This is a genomic window from Aeromonas sp. 600774 (assembly GCF_049175075.1).
In the GTDB taxonomy this organism is placed as follows: domain Bacteria; phylum Pseudomonadota; class Gammaproteobacteria; order Enterobacterales; family Aeromonadaceae; genus Aeromonas; species Aeromonas veronii_A.
The window spans coordinates 50,525-71,700 of sequence record NZ_JAAKUJ010000018.1; the positions used below are offsets into that span (position 1 = coordinate 50,525).

Annotated in this window: 22 protein-coding genes and 1 tRNA gene; 10 read left to right on the forward strand and 13 right to left on the reverse strand. The window is 57.8% G+C overall.

What is annotated here, in order from left to right:
* Positions 1–57 precede the first annotated feature (57 nt).
* Both G5171_RS18585 and G5171_RS18590 read left to right on the forward strand, forming a co-directional pair.
* Positions 58–134, forward strand: a tRNA-Pro gene (locus G5171_RS18585).
* A gap of 178 nt (positions 135–312) precedes the next feature.
* Positions 313–828 (forward strand): ricin-type beta-trefoil lectin domain protein, encoded by a 516-nt coding sequence (locus tag G5171_RS18590; protein WP_216979787.1) that lies wholly within the window; start codon positions 313–315, stop codon positions 826–828.
* Between the two features lie 34 nt (positions 829–862).
* Here the strand turns inward: G5171_RS18590 and G5171_RS18595 are convergent, their stop codons facing one another.
* From G5171_RS18595 to G5171_RS18630, 8 genes are all read right to left on the reverse strand, one after another.
* A complete protein-coding gene (locus G5171_RS18595) occupies positions 863–1,678 on the reverse strand; it encodes a Cof-type HAD-IIB family hydrolase (protein ID WP_040069618.1) in 816 nt (271 codons plus the stop codon).
* A gap of 89 nt (positions 1,679–1,767) precedes the next feature.
* Complete coding sequence (locus G5171_RS18600; protein WP_421260577.1) at positions 1,768–2,808, reverse strand: alpha/beta fold hydrolase; 1,041 nt, start codon at positions 2,806–2,808, stop codon at positions 1,768–1,770.
* On the reverse strand, positions 2,808–3,467 hold the full coding sequence (locus tag G5171_RS18605; RefSeq protein ID WP_421260578.1) for a CatB-related O-acetyltransferase: 660 nt from the start codon (positions 3,465–3,467) through the stop codon (positions 2,808–2,810). The genes G5171_RS18600 and G5171_RS18605 overlap by 1 nt, the downstream gene beginning before the upstream one ends.
* Positions 3,467–4,198 (reverse strand): tRNA (guanosine(18)-2'-O)-methyltransferase TrmH, encoded by a 732-nt coding sequence (trmH, locus tag G5171_RS18610; RefSeq protein WP_216979784.1) that lies wholly within the window; start codon positions 4,196–4,198, stop codon positions 3,467–3,469. The genes G5171_RS18605 and trmH overlap by 1 nt, the downstream gene beginning before the upstream one ends.
* A gap of 44 nt (positions 4,199–4,242) precedes the next feature.
* Complete coding sequence (spoT, locus tag G5171_RS18615) at positions 4,243–6,360, reverse strand: bifunctional GTP diphosphokinase/guanosine-3',5'-bis pyrophosphate 3'-pyrophosphohydrolase (RefSeq protein ID WP_421251498.1); 2,118 nt, start codon at positions 6,358–6,360, stop codon at positions 4,243–4,245.
* 131 nt (positions 6,361–6,491) lie between these two features.
* Positions 6,492–6,767 carry a DNA-directed RNA polymerase subunit omega gene (rpoZ, locus tag G5171_RS18620; protein ID WP_005307060.1) on the reverse strand — a complete coding sequence of 92 codons (276 nt, stop codon included), beginning with the start codon at positions 6,765–6,767 and terminating at the stop codon, positions 6,492–6,494.
* Positions 6,768–6,846: 79 nt separating this feature from the next.
* Positions 6,847–7,473 carry a guanylate kinase gene (gmk, locus tag G5171_RS18625; RefSeq protein WP_005339253.1) on the reverse strand — a complete coding sequence of 209 codons (627 nt, stop codon included), beginning with the start codon at positions 7,471–7,473 and terminating at the stop codon, positions 6,847–6,849.
* Positions 7,474–7,776: 303 nt separating this feature from the next.
* Positions 7,777–8,829 (reverse strand): glycosyltransferase family 9 protein, encoded by a 1,053-nt coding sequence (locus G5171_RS18630; RefSeq protein WP_421251499.1) that lies wholly within the window; start codon positions 8,827–8,829, stop codon positions 7,777–7,779.
* A gap of 222 nt (positions 8,830–9,051) precedes the next feature.
* Between G5171_RS18630 and G5171_RS18635 the strand changes: the two genes are divergently transcribed.
* Both G5171_RS18635 and G5171_RS18640 read left to right on the forward strand, forming a co-directional pair.
* Entirely contained in the window at positions 9,052–9,765 is a 714-nt protein-coding gene (locus tag G5171_RS18635) for a 3-deoxy-D-manno-octulosonic acid kinase (protein WP_335865798.1), read from the forward strand.
* 70 nt (positions 9,766–9,835) lie between these two features.
* Positions 9,836–10,699, forward strand: coding sequence for a GGDEF domain-containing protein (locus tag G5171_RS18640; protein WP_421260579.1), 864 nt, complete (start codon positions 9,836–9,838; stop codon positions 10,697–10,699).
* Positions 10,700–10,705: 6 nt separating this feature from the next.
* Here the strand turns inward: G5171_RS18640 and G5171_RS18645 are convergent, their stop codons facing one another.
* Complete coding sequence (locus tag G5171_RS18645; protein WP_103252031.1) at positions 10,706–11,560, reverse strand: carboxylate/amino acid/amine transporter; 855 nt, start codon at positions 11,558–11,560, stop codon at positions 10,706–10,708.
* Between the two features lie 42 nt (positions 11,561–11,602).
* On the opposite strand from G5171_RS18645, the gene G5171_RS18650 reads away from it, so the two are divergent.
* Entirely contained in the window at positions 11,603–12,061 is a 459-nt protein-coding gene (locus G5171_RS18650) for a DUF6314 family protein (protein WP_235655458.1), read from the forward strand.
* Between the two features lie 124 nt (positions 12,062–12,185).
* Here the strand turns inward: G5171_RS18650 and G5171_RS18655 are convergent, their stop codons facing one another.
* Together G5171_RS18655 and G5171_RS18660 are read right to left on the reverse strand one after the other, a co-directional pair.
* Positions 12,186–12,347, reverse strand: coding sequence for a hypothetical protein (locus tag G5171_RS18655; protein ID WP_005339236.1), 162 nt, complete (start codon positions 12,345–12,347; stop codon positions 12,186–12,188).
* Entirely contained in the window at positions 12,332–13,231 is a 900-nt protein-coding gene (locus G5171_RS18660; RefSeq protein ID WP_421260580.1) for a DMT family transporter, read from the reverse strand. Before G5171_RS18660 ends, G5171_RS18655 begins: the two co-directional genes overlap by 16 nt.
* A 91-nt stretch (positions 13,232–13,322) precedes the next feature.
* Here G5171_RS18660 and G5171_RS18665 point away from each other — a divergent pair, with 91 nt between their 5' ends.
* A complete protein-coding gene (locus G5171_RS18665; RefSeq protein WP_058056572.1) occupies positions 13,323–14,282 on the forward strand; it encodes a LysR family transcriptional regulator in 960 nt (319 codons plus the stop codon).
* Here the strand turns inward: G5171_RS18665 and trpS are convergent.
* Positions 14,261–15,274, reverse strand: a complete 1,014-nt coding sequence (gene trpS, locus G5171_RS18670) for a tryptophan--tRNA ligase (RefSeq protein ID WP_204381475.1) — start codon at positions 15,272–15,274, stop codon at positions 14,261–14,263. The genes G5171_RS18665 and trpS overlap by 22 nt on opposite strands.
* 192 nt (positions 15,275–15,466) lie before the next feature.
* Complete coding sequence (locus tag G5171_RS18675) at positions 15,467–15,904, reverse strand: universal stress protein (protein ID WP_005339229.1); 438 nt, start codon at positions 15,902–15,904, stop codon at positions 15,467–15,469.
* Positions 15,905–16,305: 401 nt separating this feature from the next.
* Here G5171_RS18675 and fabV point away from each other — a divergent pair, with 401 nt between their 5' ends.
* The 4 genes from fabV to G5171_RS18695 all read left to right on the forward strand — a co-directional run bounded on the left by fabV (position 16,306) and on the right by G5171_RS18695 (position 20,909).
* Positions 16,306–17,493 (forward strand): enoyl-ACP reductase FabV, encoded by a 1,188-nt coding sequence (fabV, locus tag G5171_RS18680; RefSeq protein ID WP_258721683.1) that lies wholly within the window; start codon positions 16,306–16,308, stop codon positions 17,491–17,493.
* Positions 17,494–17,585: 92 nt separating this feature from the next.
* Positions 17,586–18,110, forward strand: coding sequence for a non-heme ferritin (ftnA, locus tag G5171_RS18685; protein ID WP_005339225.1), 525 nt, complete (start codon positions 17,586–17,588; stop codon positions 18,108–18,110).
* A 150-nt stretch (positions 18,111–18,260) separates the two neighbouring features.
* Positions 18,261–19,445 (forward strand): NAD(P)/FAD-dependent oxidoreductase, encoded by a 1,185-nt coding sequence (locus G5171_RS18690; RefSeq protein WP_080764968.1) that lies wholly within the window; start codon positions 18,261–18,263, stop codon positions 19,443–19,445.
* A gap of 216 nt (positions 19,446–19,661) precedes the next feature.
* Positions 19,662–20,909 (forward strand): winged helix-turn-helix domain-containing protein, encoded by a 1,248-nt coding sequence (locus G5171_RS18695; RefSeq protein WP_421260581.1) that lies wholly within the window; start codon positions 19,662–19,664, stop codon positions 20,907–20,909.
* Positions 20,910–21,176: the final 267 nt, after the last annotated feature.

The window sequence follows — 21,176 nt, forward strand, 5'->3', positions numbered from 1 at the left end:
GATGACCATCAGGTCGTCTTTGTTTTTTGAAGTAAACTATTTTGAAAGAAATAGCCTCGGTGATTAGCGCAGTCCGGTAGCGCATCTGGTTTGGGACCAGAGGGTCAAAGGTTCGAATCCTTTATCACCGACCACATTTAGAAAAACCTCGCTTCGGCGAGGTTTTTTGCTTTCCGGCCTTTACTGCGCCTGCACGCTTTCTCTGTTACGTCTGTTTACACTCTATCAGGGCAGAGTGCCCCACCTTTCGGTTATGCTTCAGCCTCGAGTCACTGACAAACGGATGTCATCGGCCCATTTCAGGCATTTTCCATGAATAACAAAATTTCCCTTGCTTGCTCTCCCGCCCTGCTGGTCGCCTTGTTGCTGGGAGGATGTACCATCAAGCCGCCATCAACCGATGAAATGATGGACTCAATCGCTTCGATACCGTCGGAGGACCGGGTGCTTTCCCCCTTGCTGACCAGCGGTGATTTTTGCGTTGCGGTGTCCCAACAGAAGGTGTTGGCACAACCTTGCAGCGGAAAAGACGATCAACTGTTCGAGTGGGATCTGGGTGAGTTGCGTCTGCAGGATCTCTGTTTGCAAGCCAAAAACGACAGCGAAGTGATGCTGGCACCCTGTGACGGTCAGGCGCAGTGGGAGTGGCAGAAAGACAGGCTTTTCAACAGCAAGGTCTCTCGCTGCCTCGATGTGGCCGGGCGACGCCATACCCCCGGCACGCCGCTGCGGCTGGCTGAATGCTACGGCGGAGCGAACCAGAGCTTCAGCTGGCAGCGGCCCAATCCCTGGCTGGAAACCCTGAAAAAACAAAGCCTCACATGGTGAGGCTTTGCTGAATCGGATGGCGGGCTGAAGAGGATCAGGCTGCGCTGACGTTCTCCAGCTCGAACAGCTTCTCCAGATAGACGGCGACGCCATCTTCATCGGAGGTGAGGGTCTGCTCATACTCCGGCAGCGCCATTTTCAGGCGGTCATGGGCGTTGCCCATCACGATGCCGCGTCCCACCATGGTCAGCATCTCGAAGTCGTTCATGCCATCGCCGAAGGCGATCGCCTCCGACATATCGAACCCGTTCTGCTCCAGCACGGCACGCACCGCATTGCCCTTATGCACCCCGGCGTGCATCACTTCGAGACAGTCCGGCAGGGAGAAGGTTACATTGAGCTGATCGCCATAGCGCTGGTTGAGGTGCGCCTCAATCTTCAGCAGCTTCTCGTGGTCACCGATGTAGAACACCTTGTTGATCTGCTCTTTCGGTTCCTGTTTCAGGTCATCGACCAGACGGTAGGTGAACCCTGACTCGTCGTGGAACTGCAGCAACCAGGGCAGCTCCTCTTCCACCACCCAATCATCACCCTGATAGACATTGAGGTGGATAGAGGGATCTCGCTCCAGTGCAATCAGTTCGGCGGCGATCTCGGTCGGCAGCGGCTGGTTGAAAATCAGCTGGTCCTGTTTGTCATGGACCACGGCGCCATTGGAGGTAATGAGGTAGATGTCCATCCCCAGCGCATCGCGGAAGCTGCGAACGTCAACGTGATGACGGCCGGTGGCGACCACGAATTTCACACCTTGTTCTACCAGGCGGTGCAGGGTATCCCGGGTACGGGGAGAGATCTGGTGCTGCTTGTTGAGCAGAGTGCCATCGAGATCGGATACAACTACCTTGAACATCATTACCTCGGCATCGATTGAAAACAGGGGCAGTTTACCTTAGCCCGCACTGTCACCCCATTTATTTAGGGTTACAAAAAATAGCCAGCTCAGAAGCGGGCGAAAAAGTCGACCATCGCGGTCAGGGCGGGCTGGCGTTTGTCATCGGATTCGATAAACAGTTCGTGCCAGGCCCCCTCGATGCGCAGCGGTTTGCCCCCTTCGCACTTGGCAATGGTGCAGAAGCGTTCCTGCGCGGCATTGTCCACCACGCTGTCGTTGCCAGCTTGCAGCACCAGCAGCGGGGTTTTGATGGCGCCCGCATCGGCGATGGCGGCATCGGCACCGGTGATCCCCTGATAAATCCAGTGGGCAGTCGCGCCACCCAGCTTGATCTGCGGGTGCTGCTCGTAGATTTGGCGGAAGGCTTGATAGCGGGGCTGGCTGTGAGTCAGCTCGTTATCGGCAAAGCCGTGATCCTGATAGGCGCCCTGACCGGGGCCGTAGGGAGGCTCGCCAAGCCAGCCGCCGACCGTGCCTATGGTGCTCGCCAATCCCTTGGCCAGCCACTTGGGCAGACCGCCGAGATTGATGCCCAGCATGGGGGAGGAGAGCACGGCCGCCTTGATATCATCGGGCCAGCGTTCCAGATAGCGGGCCGAGATGGCGCCGCCCATGGAGTGGGCCAGCAGGAACAGCTTTGCAGGCTGGTCCGCCATGATTATCTGGTCGTGAAACTGCTTGAGATCGACCACATAATCGTCGAACTGGTCGACATATCCCTTCTGCGGGTCATTCAGCATCCGGTCGGACATCCCCTGACCACGATGGTCGATGAGATAGAGGCTGTAGCCCTGACGCCAGAGATCCCACGCCAGCTCCTGATACTTGAGGTAGCTCTCGACCCTGCCATTGACGATCAGGATGGCGCGATCGACCTTGGCTTGCCGTAGCGCGGCATAGCGGATGGTTACGCCATCCTTGCCCTTAAACTCTCCTTCCACCGCATGCTGGCGCCAGAAGTCGGGCAGGGTTTGCTGGTAGAGGCTGGGTACATCGGCTTCGCTGGTGAGCTGATAGGTATTGGTCACGGCAAGGGCTCCGGCAGAAAACAGGGTCAGGGCCAACAGGGAAAGAGAGAGGGGTTTCATCAGGCACACTCCTGTTGCCAATGGTGATAAAGGGCGGCGATATCCCCCGAGCAGAGTAGCGCCATGCTGGCTTGCAAGCGGGGCAGGGGCCAGTCCCACCACTGCATCTCTTGCAGCATGAGGATCTGCTCATCGCTGAAACGGCGGCGGATCGGTTGGGCCGGGTTGCCGCCGACTATGGTGTAAGGGGCCACATCCCTGGTCACCACGGCGCGGGTGGCGATGACGGCGCCGTCACCTATGGTGATGCCGGGCATGATCATCGCTTCCGAGCCGATCCAGACATCGTTGCCAATCCGGGTGTCTCCCTTGCGCAGAAAGCCGCTGCGGGCCCCTTCGCCAAAGGTGTCGGGGTTGAACGGGAAGGTGGAAACCCAATCCAGCCGGTGGCCCTGATTGCCCGCCAGCATGAAGGTGGCGCCCGAGCCGATGGAGCAGAACTTGCCGATGATCAGCCGATCCACCTCGCCCCAGAGGCTGCTCTCCCAGGTGTCGCGGGTCGAGCCATCGCCGAGCAGGTAACGGACGCAGTGATCCTCGAACGGCTTGCCGTGGTAGTAGCCGGAGTAGTAGCTGTAGTCGCCGGCCTCTATGTTCGGGTTGGTCAGGTGATCCCGGATGATTTGCGATTCCAGCCAGCTGCCAAAAGGGTTCTCCATCACTCCTCCTGTAGGTCGTCCTGCTCGCTCTGCTGCGCCCACCCTTTGCGGGTCAGCTGCATCCGCTGCCACCACTCTTCGTCCGCCAGAATTTCACCGGCCGGGCCGAGCTGGGGGTAGGGCATTTCTTTCTCTTTGCAGAGCTGGGCATAGATAGGATAACCCCCCTCGAACAGGATGCTGTTCTGCTCCTCCAGCGTGAGCGGGCAGCCGCGCTGATAGCAACCGGCCAGCTCGCGCTGACGCTGCGCTTCGTAGAGGATGGCGGCGGCAGCCACCGAGACGTTGAGGGACTGCACCATGCCCACCATGGGAATGACGATATGGTGGTCGGCCAGCGCCAGCGCCTCTTCACCGATGCCGTGTTTCTCCTGACCCACCAGAATGGCGGTCGGTTTGGTGTAGTCGATAGCGCGAAAATCGACGGAGCTGTCGGAGAGGTGAGTCGCCAGGATCTGCATGCCGGAGGCTTTCAGCTCGGCAACGGCGCTGCCGATGTCCGGGTGCAGTTTTACATCCACCCAGTTCTGGCTGCCGCGGGCGGTGCCCTTGCGCTTGTGGATCCAGGTTTTGGGCCAGACGGCGTGTACCCGGTGGATGCCGATGGCATCGGCGGTACGCACGATGGCGGCCAGATTGTGGGGTTTATGGACCTCTTCCATGCAGACGGTCAAATCGAGCTGACGCTGGGCCAGCATGTCGGTGATGCGCTTGAAGCGTTCGGGGGTCATGGCTTGTCTCTATAAAAGCAGCAGGCGGCTTGCGCCGCCTGTGTTCAGTTCTTCTGTCGGCTCACCTTGAGCACGTTGGGCATCACGCGGATCTTGCGCATGATGTTGGCCAGGTGGATGCGGCTCTTGGTTGTGATGAGCAGGCTGACCTGATAGACCCGGCCATCCTTCTCTTCGGTGCTGATGGCGTGAATGTTGGCGCCGGTGGCGGCAATCACGTTGGCCAGCTCGGCCAGCGCACCCTGATGGTTGATGATCTCGATGCTGATACCGGTGCGGAACTCCTGCTCCTGCTCCTTGTCCACTTCCCACTGCACTGGCAGGTACTTGTCCGGCTCCTTGCTGTAGCCCTTGATGTTGCGGCAGGCTTCCTGGTGGATCACCAGACCCTTGCCCGGACTGATATGGGCGATAATGGCATCTCCCGGGATGGGGCGGCAGCAGTTGGCGAAGGTGACCAGCATGCCGTCGGCACCCTTGATCGGCATCTTCTTGCTGCTGGACTTGGGTTGCTCTTCCGGCGGCAGTTCATCCCCCAGCATGCGGCGCGCCACCATGACACTCATGGCGTTGCCGAGGCCCACATCGGCCAGCAGTCCCTGCAGATTCTCATGTTTGGTATCGGCGAGCACCTGCTTGATGCGCGGCTCGGGGATGTCTTCGATATTCTTGGCGCCCAGCGCATGGTTGAGCAGGCGGCGACCCAGCACCACCGACTCTTCGGTGCGCAGGTTCTTGAGGAACTGGCGGATCTTGGAGCGAGCCTTGGTGGTCACCACGAAGTTGAGCCAGGCTGCATTGGGGCGAGCCCCCGGCGCCGTGATGATCTCCACCGTCTGGCCCGAGTGTAGCGGGCTGCTGAGCGGGTAGGGGTGGCGGTCGACCCGCGAACCGACGCAGGCGTGGCCGATGTCGGTGTGCACCGTATAGGCAAAGTCCACCGGCGTGGCGCCAGCGGGCAGCTCCATGATGCGTCCCTCCGGCGTGAACACGTAGATCTCGTCGGGGAAGAGGTCGGTTTTGACCCCTTCGATAAATTCAAAGGAGCTGCCGGCGCTCTGCTGCAATTCCAGCAGGCTCTGCATCCAGCGCTGGGCGCGGATCTGGGCCGTGGTGCCCGAGCTGTCGCCATCCTGCTTGTAGGCCCAGTGGGCAGCAACCCCTTTGTCGGCCATCTGATCCATGAACTCGGTGCGAATTTGCACCTCGACCGGTACCCCGTGCGGCCCCACCAGCGAGGTGTGCAGCGACTGGTAGCCGTTTGTCTTTGGGATGGCGATGTAATCCTTGAAGCGGCCGGGGCGCGGTTTGTAGAGGCTGTGCATCTGCCCCAGCACCCGGTAACAGGTATCTATGTCCTTCACCTTGACCCGAAAGGCGTAGATATCCATTACCTCATGAAATTGCAGCTCTTTTTTCTCCATTTTGTTGTAGATGGAGAACAGATTCTTCTCGCGGCCACTGACCTGATGTTCGATCCCCGCCTCTTTCAGGCGACCGCTGATTTCGCTCTGGATGGAGTCGATGATCTCGCGGCGATTGCCACGGGCGCGGCGCACCGATTCGCGCAATACCCGCGATCGCATCGGATAGAGCGCCTCGAAGCCCAGCTCTTCCAGCTCGTTCTTCATGGTGTGAATACCGAGGCGGTTGGCTATTGGGGCGAAGATTTCGAGGGTTTCCCGGGCAATGCGGCGGCGCTTGTCCGGCCGCAGCGAGCCCAAGGTGCGCATATTGTGGGTGCGGTCGGCCAGCTTGATCAGAATGACCCGGATATCCTGGGTCATCGCCATCACCATCTTGCGGAAGTTCTCGGCCTGAGCCTCTTTGCGATCGCGAAACTTCAGCTTGTCGAGCTTGGAGACCCCGGCCACCAGCTCGGCGACCGCATCGCCAAACTGTTCGGCCAGATCGGCCTTGGTGATCGGAGTATCCTCGATGACATCGTGCAGCACGGCGGCCATCAGGGTTTCATGATCGAGGCGCATGTCGCCCAGGATTCGGGCAACGGCAACAGGGTGGGTGATGTAGGGTTCGCCACTGGAACGCATCTGACCCTGGTGGGCATCACGGGCCACCACATAGGCTTGCTTGAGCTTCTCAACCTGCTCTGGTGGCAGGTAGGAACTGGCTATTTCTTTAAGGTTTTCAAATAAATACAAGACAGTCCCCGCAGCGGTGAAACGGCAATTCGTGGAATTGAGGGTATAGCCCTGAGTTTGCGAGGTTTTCGAGCGGTTGTAAATGGGGATGAACAGTCGGCACCCGGGCGGGTGCCAACCGGAGGAATAACTTAACCGCGGCCTTCGGCGATGGCAGCAACGGCAGCCAGCTCGGCGGCTTCCTGCTCTTGCTGTTCGTAGCGGTCCTGGGTGTCCATCACTTGATTGTTCACCAGACCCAGCTCGATCTCACGCAGGGCGATCACAGTCGGCTTGTCGTTCTCTTCGTCGACCAGGGGATCTTTGCCTTGTACCGCGATTTGACGAGCGCGGCGCGCGGCGACCAGCACCAGGTCAAAACGGTTACCTACCTGTTTTACAGCATCTTCTACAGTAACGCGTGCCATGCAGGACTCCAGTGTTTGGGCTTTCTGTATTTAGAAAAGCAGTGTTTAAAAATGACGCAAAAGTTTACTTGTTTTTGGCTTACTCTGCCAGTAGCTGTTGCAGCAAGTTTTTTTGAGCCTGTTGCTGGTGACGCATCTCCAGCCGTTGGCACTCAATAATGGACCTGAGCTGGAACAGCGCCTGCTCGAAGTCTTCATTGATAATGACATAGTCATACTCGTCGTAGTGCACCATTTCGGCAATGGCTTTCGCCATCCGGCCGGCAATCACTTCGGCGCTGTCCTGACCGCGCCCAATCAGGCGGCGTTCCAGCTCTTCGCGGCTGGGGGGCAGGATGAAAATGGATTTGGTCGGCATCTGCTCGCGGATCTGGCGGGCACCTTGCCAGTCGATGTCGAGGAATACGTCGATCCCCTTGGCCAGACAGGCTTCGATGGCGGCGCGTGAGGTGCCGTAGTAGTTGCCGAACACTTCGGCCCACTCCAGAAAATCACCGCGTTCGATCAGCGCCTTGAACTCTTCCACCTGGACGAAGTGGTAGTGGACGCCGTGCTCTTCGCCCGGGCGGGTGGCGCGAGTGGTGTGGGAAACCGACAGCTGCATCTTGCCAGCTTGATTGTGGTTGGTCAGCAAGGCATTGAGCAGACTGGATTTACCCGCGCCGCTCGGAGAGGAGATGATATAGAGAGTGCCTTGTTGCGCCATATTATTACCTTTAATCGAAACCGCTGTTTTGGTTGTAGCAGAGACCGCCGTCTTGTGCCCGAAAGGGAGACAGCCAAACGCAAAACGCGGAAAACTCTTGAGTCAGGAGGATGTAAAGGCGGCGAATTTTACCAGAATGCGGCGAATAAAAAAACGGCCGGAATCATATTCCAGCCGATCAAAGTATTCGTAGCTTGCTGCGGGAGCGTAACCCACATCAGCCTGCATTGTGCCTTTGGCTGAGGGCAGAGGCTATCAGGTTATCCCTGCCTGATGGCTCGGAATTCCCGAGGTGCCCTGTCATTACGGCAGCTGACGATCTGCACAGAGGTGGTCGAAGGCGGCGATCACCTGCTCGCTGGTGATTTTTCGCATGGCCTCCGGATCCTTGAGGCGGGTGCGCCAGCTCAATTCGGCCAGCGGCTTGCCGGTCTCCTGCTCGACCAGCTCCTGATAGACGCTGACCACGTAGTCGCGGCAGAGATATGGGCCTGTACGCGCCGGATTGTGGTGAGCATAGAGGCCGATCACCGGCGTGCCGACAATGGTGGCCATATGGGTTGGGCCGGTATCGGGGGCCAGTACCAGACTCGCCTCGCCAATCAGCGCCAGCAGCTGCTTGAGGTTGGTCTGCCCCACCAGATCGACCGGCTTGCTCTGGCTGAGTTGCCGGATCTCGGCGGCCAGATCCCGCTCCAGTTTGGCAGGCCCGCCACATAGATAGACCTGAAAGCCCTTGTTGGCGGCGTGATCTGCCAGCGCGGCATAGCCTGCGGCAGTCCAGTTCTTGAACGCCTTGCTGGCGGCTGCGCAGATAAGCAGAGTCGGTTTACCGCCAATCTTCTCCTTTGCCCACGCCTGATGTTCGGCGCTGATGGGCAGTTGCCAGTCCGGGGTCAGATCCTTGATGCCGAGCTCTTTGGCGAAAGCGAGGAAACCGTCCAGCACGTGGGGGGAGGCAGGCGAAGGCACTTTGTGGTTGGTGAACAGCCACTGGCCGTCGTTGGCCCGTTCCCGATCAAACCCGAGTCTGACCTTGGCCTTGATGCCGAGGGTGGCGATGCTGGCTCGCATCGCTGCCTGCAGGTGGAGCAGGGCATCGAAATTGCGCCCCTTGAGGGTCTGCCAGAGATCGCGATAGCCGCGCCATCCCTTGCTCTTGTCGAAGGGGATCACCTCGACGCCGGGCAGATCGGCAAACAGGGTTGCCTCGATTTTGCCGGTGATCCAGGTGATGCGGGTCTGTGGCCACTCCCGCTGGATGACGCGCACCAGCGCCAGTGCGTGGCAGCAATCCCCGATGGCGGAGAGCCGCAGGATACAGATGGAGGAGGGGGGCGTTTGAAATAGCGGCATGTTGTGGCGCACGGCTGGCAAAAAGGGTGGATGGCATTATGCAAACTCCCCTCTGGATTGTAAAATTGCGCACAATCGTCAGCCAGGATAGGCCGGGCCCAGCGCCATGACCTGTTTCTGCACGTCGTTGATTAAAGGCCACTATTGCGGGCATGCCAGAGCGGCAGCCTCATCGCCAATTGAAAAATTGCGATCCATGACCCACCGAGCGGGATCTCCACGATGCGAGTACAGACCGAACACAACCAGATCTGCTGGTATGCCGAAGGGGCCTTTCGCGACCCTTCTCCCCAGTTATTCGATCCTGCCTGGTGGCAGAACAACCGTCAGGTGGTGGGGACCTCCATCGGACGGGGAGTGACCTGGTTCGTCAAGGATGAGTCCCGCCATCTGGTGCTGCGCCACTACTATCGTGGCGGCATGGTGGGCAAGGTGGTGCGGGATCGTTTCTGGTTTGAAGGGGTCGAGTCGAGCCGCGCCATGGCCGAATACACCCTGCTGGCCAAGCTGTGCGAGCTGGGGCTGCCGGTGCCACGTCCGTTTGGTGCCCGCATGGTCAAACAGGGCCCATTCTATCGTGCCGATATCCTGATCGAGCGAATTCGCGGTGCCAAGGATATGGTGGCGCTGCTCAAGCAGGGGCCGGTGGCGACCGAGGTGTGGCACAAGATAGGCCAGACGGTGCGCCAGCTGCACGATGCCGGGGTCTATCACGCCGATCTCAACAGCCACAACCTGCTGCTCGATAAAGAGGGCAAGGTGTGGGTGATCGATTTTGACAAGGGTGCGATCCGTTCCCCCGGCGAATGGCAGAAGGCCAATCTGGAACGCTTGCTTCGTTCATTCAATAAAGAGTCTCAAATGCATACCAGTTTCCACTTCGTACCGGAGAACTGGCAGACCTTGATGAACGGGTATCAGGGAAAAGCGCTCTGACCCTGTTGCTCGGCGTGAACGCCAATGTTACTTATTGAGCAGGTATTCAGATCCTGTTTCGAGGCGCCCCATGGAAATGCTCAAGACACCTTTGGTCGATGTGACTGCCCGGCTTGATCCGGGTCTGCTGTCTGATGCCATGGCGCTGCTGGAGGCGGGGATCTGGACTTGGTCAGCCCAACATGGACTACAGCGTGATCCCTCCTGCCTGCGATTGCTGGGATTGGGAGAGAGCTGGCCGGATGATCTCGGCTGGCTGGATCGGGTTCACCCCGACGATGTTGCCCGGCTGGAAGATGCCCTGCTCGCCTGTCAGAGTGGCCGCAGCAGTGGTCTGCGCCTCGAATACCGCATTCTTCACCACCACGGCCACTACATCCGGCTGGAAGAGCGGATGCGTCGTGACGAGCGGGGTCATCTATTTGGCGTGGTGCGCCATCTCGATCCCGCCGTGGTGCTGGTGGAAGAGCGGCACGGCACCGATCCGCTGACCGGTCTGGAGAGTCGTGGCCGTTTCGAGCAACTGCTGGAGGAGCGGCTGGCGACCGAGAGCGGGACTTTCAGCCTGCTGCAGTTCTCGGTCGATCACATGGCCAAAATCCAGCAACTGTTTGGCGAAGCAGCTTGCGATGCCATGCTGGCCAAGTTGGCGCGTATCGTGCGCCACGAGCTGCGGCGGGAAGATCCCTTCGCCCGCTGGGATCAGGATGGTTTTATCCTGATGCTCTCCCAGACCGAGCGGATGAGTGCGCTGGAGATCGCCGAGCGGCTGCGCCTCGAGATTGCCGATGCCAGCCTGCTGTCACAGCGGCCGGTCACCGTCAGCATCGGGCTGGTGCAGAGTCAGGCTGGCGAGCAGCTTGATCATCTGCTGGCCCGGCTGGCCAGCTGTCACAGTCAGGCCAGACGGGAGCACAACACGGTCGTCGGCTGAGTGTGGTCAGGGTTGGCCGCGCTTGTCACGCTGGCAGACCCAGAGCGAGGCCAGCATCAGCAGGCCGCCGATGGTCAGCCGGGTCAGGTCGGTATCCTTGCCCCAGAGCAGCAGATTGACCAGCAAGCCGGCCGGAATGAGAGCATTGTTCATGATGGCCAGCACCCCACTGGTGACCAGCGTTGCCCCCTTGTTCCAGAGGAAGTAGCCGAGGCCGGAGGCACCCACCCCCAGCCAGAGCAGAATGCCCCACTGCAACCCTGACGTCGGATATTGCGGCTTGCCCAGCAGCCACCAGGCGGGCAATGCGATCACCAGCGCTCCCAGATAGAAGCAGCCGAACACCGCCAGTTGTGGCGGTTGCTCCGCCTCCCGCGCCAGCAGTACCTTGTAGCCCACCTGACCCAGGGCGAAACAGAGGTTGGCCCCCTGCACCACCAGAAATCCCAGCACATAGCTTTCGGTCAGGCCATCGAAACGGATGACGGCAGCCCCGATCACTGCCAGCAGGGCGCCCCACAGATAGGTGGGCTTGAAGCGCCCTTCCAGCAGGTCGTGCAGCAGGGTGACGTAGATGGGAGTGAAGATGGTAAAGACCAGCACTTCCGGCACCGTCAGCAGCAGAAAGGAGTGGTAGTAGAAGAGATACATGATGCCGAGCTGGATGGCGCCCAGCGCCATCAGCTTGGCCGCCAGATCGGGGCGCAGCCAGCGGCGGCGCAGGAAGGGCAGAAACACCAGACTGGCGAGGGCGATGCGGGTCAGCACCGAGAAGTAGGCATCCACCTGGCCAGCGAGGTAGACCCCGATCAGGCTGAAGGAGAATGACCAGAGCAGGGTGACCCCTATCAAGTAGTTCATGTGTTTGATTTATCGTCAGTTGTCAATTTTAAGGGGGCTATGATGGCCGAGATGGAAGCTGCAATCCAGCGTTTATGGGCACGATTGCCACAGGTCGGAGCATTTGGCTTCACCGCCAGCAATGGCGAGGGGTCGGCGACCGACTGGAATGGTCGCGGCGAGGGGGTTGTGGCGGTGACCGATCATCAGGGGGGCTGGCTATTTAACGAGCAGGGCTGTTACATCACGCCTCATGGCAGGGAACTCGCCATGCATAACCGCTTCTGGTGGCAGCGCAGTGAACGGGGGATCCGTCTCTCCCATCTGCGTTATGAGGCGCCGGTCGAACTGTTCGAGCTGCTGCCGCAGGGGGATGGCCGCTGGCTGACCGCCGAACCCCATCTATGCGGGGCGGATCACTACAGCGCCGAGTTGACCGAGAGCGACGGCGGTTTTCTGCTGAGCTGGCAGATCACCGGGCCGCGCAAGAACGAGCGACTCAGCTATCGCTATCTGATCTGACGCCGGCTGGCAGGCATAAAAAAACCGGCGCAGAGCGCCGGTAGCGGGGGACAAATCGGAGGTTTTTTAAAACAGTCCCAAAAACAGGAGAGATAGACTCTCGTCACACATTCAGAGATGGACTTCAGGCATTCAGGGCATAGCTAAGCATGGCTTGCAGCTTGCTATCGAAGAACCAGGGCAGCAGTACCATCAGCAGGCCCAGGATCCCGGCCAGTCGCTGGCGATATTGCCAGCCGGCAATCAGTACCAGACCACCGCACAGTGTGGTCAGGATGCCTGACATAGGGAGACCTCGCGCTGCATGCGACGCTGTTGCGCCCACTGGTTCATGGCTACCGAGCCGAGGATCAGTGCCAGAGCAACACCTGTAGTGGGGTGGATCTGCTCGCCGAGGAACAGGGCACCCAGCACCACGCCGAACAGCGGTACCAGATAGTTGCTGAAGGAGGCGAACGTCGGGCCAGCCTTCTGGATCAGCGCCATGTAGAGGAAGTAGACCAGACCGGTACAGAGGGTACCCAGTACAGTGATCGCGCTCAGGGCCTGGGTGCTCGGCAGGGTCAGGCTGCCGAGATCAACCATGAATGGGGCGACCAGCAGCAACTGGATTGCCGAGGAGATCAGGATATTGCGGGCGACCACGACCGGATGGTCCTTGGCAAAGCGCTTGATCATCAGCAGGCCGATGGCGAAGCAGCTGGCACCCAGCAGGATGGCGATGGCACCGAGCAGGCCGGCGTTCATGCCCTGGGAGAGTTTCGGCCAGAACAGGGTGAGTACACCGGCAAAGCCGATGATCACGGAAAGCAGACCGGTTTTGGTGATTCTTTCACCAGAAATAAACAGCGGTGCAGCCAGAATGGTCACAAACGGGATACAACCCATGACCACGGCAGCGATGGCGCTATCCACATACTGTTGGCCCCAGGCGACCATGATGAAGGGGATGGTGGCATCCAGCAGGGCGATCAGCATATAGGTGCGCCACGGGGTGTGCTCACTCTTGAGCCGCATGAACAGGCAGAGCAGACCCAGGGTCAGGCTGCCGCACAGGGCACGACCGGCAGCCACCAGAATGGGGGGCAACTCGGCGACGGCCTGGTGCATGAAAATGAACTGGGAACCCCACAGCAGGCCAATGGCCAGCAATAACAGATAGCTACGCATTTGAATCTCCGATGTATTAAGCCAGCGCATTCTAGGCAATCTGTTACTATGGTAAAAATGAATTGTTGGCATTTAACTATGGCAAATATCGATGGATAGCTCGCTCGCCCGTCTCGACCTCAACCTGCTCGCCGTATTCGACATGCTGATGCAGGAGCGCAACGTCACCCGTGCCGCCGAACGGCTGCATCTCTCCCAATCCACCGTCAGTCACGCCTTGGGGCGGCTGCGGGTGGCGCTGGATGACCCGCTGTTCGTGATGAGTCGGCGCGAGATGATGCCGACCGAGCGGGCCAAGGCGCTGGCCGGGCCGGTTCGCCAGGCGCTGGCGATGCTGGAACAGGGATTGCGGCAGGCCAAAGGGTTTGATCCCGCCACTGCGCGGCGGATTTTCCGCATCGCCACTCCGGGCTCGGTGGAGCACGGGCTGGTGCCGGTGCTGGTGGACAGACTCCATCGGCAGGCCCCTCACTGTCGCCTTGAGGTGTGCGAGCTGGCGGACAGCGACTACGAGCGGGAGTTGGAAAAAGGTGAGCTGGATCTGGTGATCGGTTTCGCCGGGGCGAATCATCTCTCACCCCGTTTGTGGCGGGAGGAGTGGTTCAACAACCCGCTGGTCTGCCTGTCGCCGCTCGGCAGCGAGTTGCCCGATGTGCTGACCCCGGTCGAGCTGGTGAGCCGCCCCCACATACATACCTCCAGCTGGGGTCACAGTCAGGCGATGGTGGAGCTCTGGCTGGCCCGTTTCGGGGTGGAGCGGGAGCTGGGCGTGCGGTTGCCGAGCTTTATGGCGGTGCCGCCGCTGATGGCGACCGGCCGCTATCTGGTGGTGGTGCCCGAGATGATCGGGCGCCACTTCTGCCGCTACTACCCGCTGCGGATGCACCAGCTCGACCCTGCCATCCCGATCGTCTACCTGATGGCGGGGCACCCGCTGACCGCCCACGACGAGGCGATCGGCTGGTTCAAGAGCCTGTTGCACCAGCTGGTGTTCGATCTCTATGGCGACGATGCACTCGGGACTCCCGCTCAGCGGATGTTGGCGAAGTAGTCGAGCCCCATGGCGCTTTTCACCTCAGCCAATACCTCATCGGTGATGATGCGAGCCTGCTCGGTGCCCTGATAGAGCAGCTCCAGCAGCATCTTCTTGTCGGCGATGGCCGCGGCACGGCGCTCCCGCATCGGGGCGAGCAGGGTTTGCAGGCAGTCGTTGAGCACCTGCTTGCATCGCATGTCCCCCAGTCCGCCGCACCGGTAGTGCGCCTTCATCTCGGCGACCAGCTCCTTGTCGGGATGGAAGGCATCGAGATAGGCGAACACCGTATTTCCCTCCACCTGACCCGGATCGCTCACCTTGAGGTGGTTGGGGTCGGTATACATGGCGAACACTGCCTGTTTGACCTCTTCCGCCGACATGCCGAGCTCTATGGTGTTGCCGAGGGATTTGGACATCTTGGCCTTGCCGTCGATGCCGGGCAGGCGGCCGGTGTCGCTCAGGATCGGCTGGCATTCGGTCAGCACCTCTTTGCCTACCAGAGAGTTGAAGCGGCGGACGATCTCGTTGGTCTGCTCCAGCATCGGCAGCTGATCTTCCCCGACCGGCACATGGCTGGCGCGAAAGGCGGTGATGTCGGCTGCCTGACTCACCGGATAAACCAGAAAACCGGCCGGCAGTGTGCGTTCAAACCCTTTTTGCTGGATCTCCGCCTTGACGGTGGGGTTGCGTTCCAGTCGGGCGACGCTGACCAAATTGAGGTAGTAGCAGGTGAGCTCGGCGAGGGCGGGCAGGGCGCTTTGCAGACAGAAGGTGGTCTTGGCCGGGTCGAGGCCGACCGCCAGATAGTCGGCCATTACCTCCAGCACGTTGTCGGTCACCTTGGCCGGGTTGTGGCCGTTGTCGGTCAGCGCCTGCAGATCGGCGATCATCACGAATTGACGGTAGTGGTGCTGGGCTTCGACGCGCTGGCGCAGGGAACCGACATAGTGGCCGATGTGCAGTTTGCCGGTGGGACGATCGCCAGTCAGGATAACGGGGTTGTGCATGTCACTCTCTCCAGTTGGGTGAGCCGGGAGGCGACAAAGGGATAAAAACAGTTGACCGCCTCTCGGCGGTCACGGTGTTTTCTTTGGGAAATTTACAATAGAAACGCGGTGCCGCCTGTTTAAGAGCAGCACCACCAGTAGTTGTGATTGAATGAGGTCATATTCATGGCAAATCACACTACGCCTGTTTGATCACTTCTGCAAGGGAACGACCAGCAGATCGCAGGGCACGGTATTCATCAGCTGACGGGCGCTCGAGGTGAGCAGGCTCCAGAAGCTCTGGCGATGGCCGCATACCAGCAGATCGATCTCGTACTCCTTGACCGCCTGATTGACCCGCTCGCTCAGATCGCCGCAGATGACCAGCTTCTTCTCGATGGGGTAGTCCACCGAGGCCAGAAATGCCTCCAGCTTCTCTTTCGCTTCGGCGATCACCTGATCCTGCACGTTGTCGATGTCGATATCGATCATCTCGGTGTAGAGATCCTTGAGGTCCACATCGACATGGATAACCGACAGCTTGGCGCCGTTGGAGCGGGCTCTGTCCACCGCCTTGTCGATCACCTTGCGGTTGTCTTCAGAGAGGTCGATCGCGGCTAGAATATGCTTGTAATAGGTTGTTCCACTCATGGGGGTTCTCCTTACCGATCCTTCAGCCCACTATACCAATCTCTGCTGAAACTAAAATGGTGCCTCAGGCACAGTTTTGGGATTTAAATGAGTTTAATGACGTGTGACACAGGGTCCGCCACTCAGTTATTAACCACTATTTGCCTATAAATTAAACAATAGTTTGACGCCGGTCACACCCCCCGGCTTGCCGATCAGGGGGGAGAGGCATAGGATGGGCCCGTGCTTCGCAATGAACACAAAACAACAAAAAGCATCTGAATACCGCTTTGGGGAGCCACGTGCTCCCTTTTGTTTTTCTGCCTCAATTCCCGCGGCTTTTCTGACTGATAGCGATCCGGCATCAAGTTAATCTCCTTCGATTTGGTTATGCTGTAGCCAGTTTCTTTGGAGGCCTTCCCATGATCATTCATCCCCAGATTCAAGGTTGTGTTGCCCGCAACTGTCATCCCATCGGCTGTCGCGCCGCCGTGCAGCAGCAGATCGAACGTATCAAGGCTGCTGGCTCGTTCAACGGCCCCAAGCGGGTGCTGGTGCTGGGTGCCTCCTCCGGGTTTGGACTGGCGTCGCGCATTGCGCTCGCCTTCGGTGCGGGTGCCGACACCATTGGCATCTCGTTCGAGCGGGGCCCCTCCGACAAGGGGCTGGGCAGTGCCGGTTGGTACAACAACATCTGGTTTCGCAAGGAGGCGGAGCAGGAGGGGCGTATCGCCATCAACCTGATCGGTGATGCCTTCTCCGACGGCATGCGCCAGCAGGCCATCGACACTATCCGCCAGCAGCTGGGGCAGGTGGATCTGGTGATCTATTCGCTCGCGAGCGGCATCCGGGTGCTGCCCGATGGCACGCAGGTGCGTTCGGTGCTCAAGACCACCGGCCAGCCGTTCAGCGGTTGGGGGTTGGATCTGGAACGCGATACCTTGGTGCAGCAGTCGCTGGCGCCCGCCACGCCTGAGGAGATCCGCGATACCGTCACTGTGATGGGGGGCGAGGATTGGCAGCTCTGGATGCAGGCGTTGCAGCAGGCCGATTGTCTCGCCCCCGGCGCGCAAACCGTCGCTTACTCCTATATCGGCCCCGAATCCACCTATCCCCTCTATCGCGATGGCACCATCGGTTATGCCAAGGAGCATCTGCACGCCACCGCCGAGACCATCAACCTGCAGCTGGCCGAGATTGGCGGCCACGCCTGGGTATCGGTCTGCAAGGCGCTGGTGACCAAGGCGAGCGCATATATTCCTGTGCTGCCGGTTTATCTCGGCTTGCTGATGGGGGTGATGAAGGAGCGCGGTGTACACGAAGGCTGTATCGAGCAGATGCAGCGACTGTTCGCCGCCAAGATGTATGGGCCCAATGGGGTGGTGGCTGATGGTAACCGGCTGATCCGGATGGATGACCACGAGCTGGACCCGGCCATTCAGGCCGCCGTTTCGGCGCTCTGGCCCAAGGTGACGCCGGAGAATTTCCACGCGCTGGGGGACTTTGCCGGGCTGCGGCAGGATTTCATGCAACTCAACGGCTTCGAGTTGTCGGGCGTCGATTATGCTGCGCCGGTGGATGTCGCCTCCCTTAGGGAGCTGACCCCCTGAGCTGAAAGAAACGGGATCTCCCTCTCGTTGGCGGGTTGATTCGCGGCGGGAGTGTGGCGACAATCGATACCAAATCACTGAGGAGAAACAAGATGCTGGCCCAAGCCATGATCGAGAAGTTGAACGAGCAGATTAACCTGGAGTTCTACTCCTCCAATCTCTATCTGCAGATGAGCGCCTGGTGCGAAGACAAGGGCTTTGAAGGGGCGGCGACCTTCCTGCGCCAGCACGCGGTCGAGGAGCGCCAGCACATGGAGCGTCTGTTCACCTATGTGAGCGAGACCGGCGCCATGCCAAAACTGGGTGCCATCGATGCCCCTCCCCACGAGTTCAAGTCGCTGGGCGACGTGTTCCGTACCACCCTGGAGCACGAGTACCACATCACCAAGTGCATCAATGGTCTGGCCCACGTAGCCTTCACTACCCAGGACTACTCCACCTTCAATTTCCTGCAGTGGTATGTGGCCGAGCAGCATGAAGAGGAGAAGCTGTTCAAGAGCATCGTCGACCGTCTGGGTCTGGTGGGTGAAGATGGCAAAGGCCTCTACTTCATCGACAAGGAGCTGGCCGAACTGGCCAAGGGCGCCCCGGCCAGCATCATGGACAGCAACGCCTGATAGTCGTGGACACTTAGTGTTCAGCCAGTACAATAACGGCCCTTTTAAGGGCCGTTATTTATTCTGGTGGGCAGCCACTATGGTTGTGTTCCGCCAGAGGCAATCACGGTTCTGGCCAGGTGCCGTTTCTATTTTGATAAGTGAGTGATGATGAAGCAGGTCGATGTGGTGGTGATCGGGGCCGGTGCGGCCGGATTGATGTGTGCGGCGCAGGCGGGCTACCGTGGCCGCTCCGTGCTGGTGCTCGACAACGCCAAGAAGCCGGGCCGCAAGATCCTCATCAGTGGCGGTGGTCGCTGCAACTTCACCAACCATCAGGCGGGCGCTCACGCCTACCTGTCGGAGAATCCCCACTTCAGCAAGTCGGCGCTGGCCCGCTACACCCAGCAGGACTTTATCGATCTGGTGGATCGCCACGGGGTCAACTATCACGAGCGCACTTTGGGGCAGCTGTTCTGCCTTGAGAGTGCCAAGGATATCGTCGATGTGCTGCTCACCGAGTGTGACTGGGCCGGGGTGACCCTGCAGTTCCAGACCGAGATCCTCACCGTCAGCAAGCAGGACGAGGGTTTCGTGCTGACCACCAGCAAGGGTGAGATCGGCTGCCACTCGCTGGTGGTGGCGACTGGCGGTCTCTCCATGCCCAAGCTGGGCGCGACCCCGTATGGCTTCAAGCTGGCGGAGCAGTTCGGCCTCAAGGTGCTGCCGACCCGCGCCGGTCTGGTGCCCTTTACCCTCCATCAGGCGGAGAAAGAGGCCTTTGCCGATCTGGCGGGCATCAGCCTGCCGGTAGCGGTGACCGCCGAGGATGGCACTCGCTTCAAGGAGGCGATGCTGTTCACCCACCGCGGCCTCTCCGGTCCCGTCATCCTGCAGATCTCCTCCTACTGGCATGCCGGCGAGAAGATCCACATCAACCTGTTGCCGGAGCTGGATATTCCGGCCGCCCTGCGCGAGTGGGCGCAGGCTCACCCGGCGCAGGAGCTGAAAACCGTGCTGGGGCGCGAGCTGCCAAAGCGCTTCGTCGACAAGCTGGTGGAGCTGGGTCAGCTGGTCAGCAAGCCGATGCGCCAGTACAACGAGCGGGAACTTGAGGCGATCGCCAACTTGCTGGGTGACTGGCAGATCCTGCCCAACGGCACCGAGGGGTATCGCACCGCCGAAGTGACCCTGGGCGGCGTCGATACCAACGAGCTCTCCTCCAAGACCATGGAAGCGCGCAAGGTGCCCGGCCTCTACTTCATCGGTGAAGTGGTGGATGTGACCGGCTGGCTCGGTGGCTACAACTTCCAGTGGGCCTGGTCTTCCGGCTGGGTGGCCGGTCAGTACTGCTAATTCGGACATATCCCCTGTTGGAGAGCCCAAGAGAACATTATGTATAAGTGTGGTTCTTCATTGCCGACATACTGGAGGTCGAGTATGTCGGCTTGGGGCTGTGCCTACAGTTATCTGTTCATGATTACGTGTTACCGCATTCCCTAGAAAATTCCTGTAAGGTATATAAAATCATATACAATGTAGTTCAACAGAACGTTGAGATTAAATAAAATCATGACAAAGCAATATAAGTATAACGACACGTTCACATTTGAACCTGAGACATACAGAATTATTCTTGACGAGAAAGAAATAAAGCTCAGTCAAAAAGAAACCGTATTGCTGGAAGTGCTTTGTGATAATAGTCTGCGAGTTGTTGAAAGAAAAAAAATACTTGATGATATTTGGGGTGAAACAGAAAGCAGGGATATTAGTCTCAACAAAACAATTCTTCTACTACGTAGGAAGTTTGAGTCTATCGGGATTTTCAATTCTATAGAAACAATTCCTCGTGTGGGTTACATTTTCAAGTTGGAGGTTGAACTTGGTCATGGTGATGAATTGTCACACCGTACGGAGGTGATCACAAAGACTGAGGAATCCGATGATGTTGATGCAAACGAGGAACAAAGACTCTTTGATCGCGGTCGACTTGATAAATATATATTAATGTTCTTTGTTTTTATTGTTACTGTCATTTCAGCTATTACATCATATTATATTTTGACAGAAAAAGATGAGATTTCATTAGAATTTAGAAAGCTTGAAAAGATAAAGGAATTAGCAACACCAAGTGTTAATCGTATTGTTATGTATACAGAGGATATTCGTTCCCCTGACGAGTATAAATATATTGAAAAGTTGATAAAAAAAGACCGAAACTTTTATGCTCTTGCATCAAAAGATGCATTCTCATATTTGGACTTTAATATAAAGGATAATATAGTTTGGCAAAAAACATTTTTAATGGATGAGCGGCTGGACATAAAGAAACAGCTGGAATGCATTGCTCAGAATATTAATCTTGAAGCTGTTTCACCGATCAATGTACACGATATTCCTGGGATGGGATTTGTGCGTTTGAGATTCTATCGCCCATGCCAGATTAAAGCAGACTATATCGGCTATATGTTGATCAAAACTACCGGCATTGATAATGATAATGTTGAACAAGCCGCATGGGCTCAAGATTTGATGTTTAACGATGCAAAGCAAAACATGGTGTTTGAAATAAAAAAGATTTCTCGCGTGCATTTTTATGAGAATGGTTTGAGACATCTTGAGAATAAGTCATTGAAGGTCAAATCGATACAGCAAGATATTTTGCAAGCCGATCCTCAAATTTATACCATTTTTGATCAATTTACACAGGATGATGCTTATTTGCGCACAATTAAGATAAAAAATGAGATTGTTCATGTAACAAGTCTTTTTGGTGGGGTTTTATTTTATACAAAAGTATTCAATGGTAAAAATAGTTAGTGCTTTAAGAAAGTTGAGTGTCTCATTAATATGGATGATTACTTGTCGCCAGATAGAGAGATGACTGATACATTGTTTTATAAATAGAATTTTCGGTAATGAGATGTTAATAAAGTCAGAATAAGAATGCTTGTTTTGATATGGAGTTATAAGTAAAAGCTAATATATAAAGCGTATGTGTCAAGTTACAATCTGATATCAGCGTCAAAGTGATATCAAATTATAACTTAATCTTTACTTTATATGTAACGAGCCGAAGCAGCACTT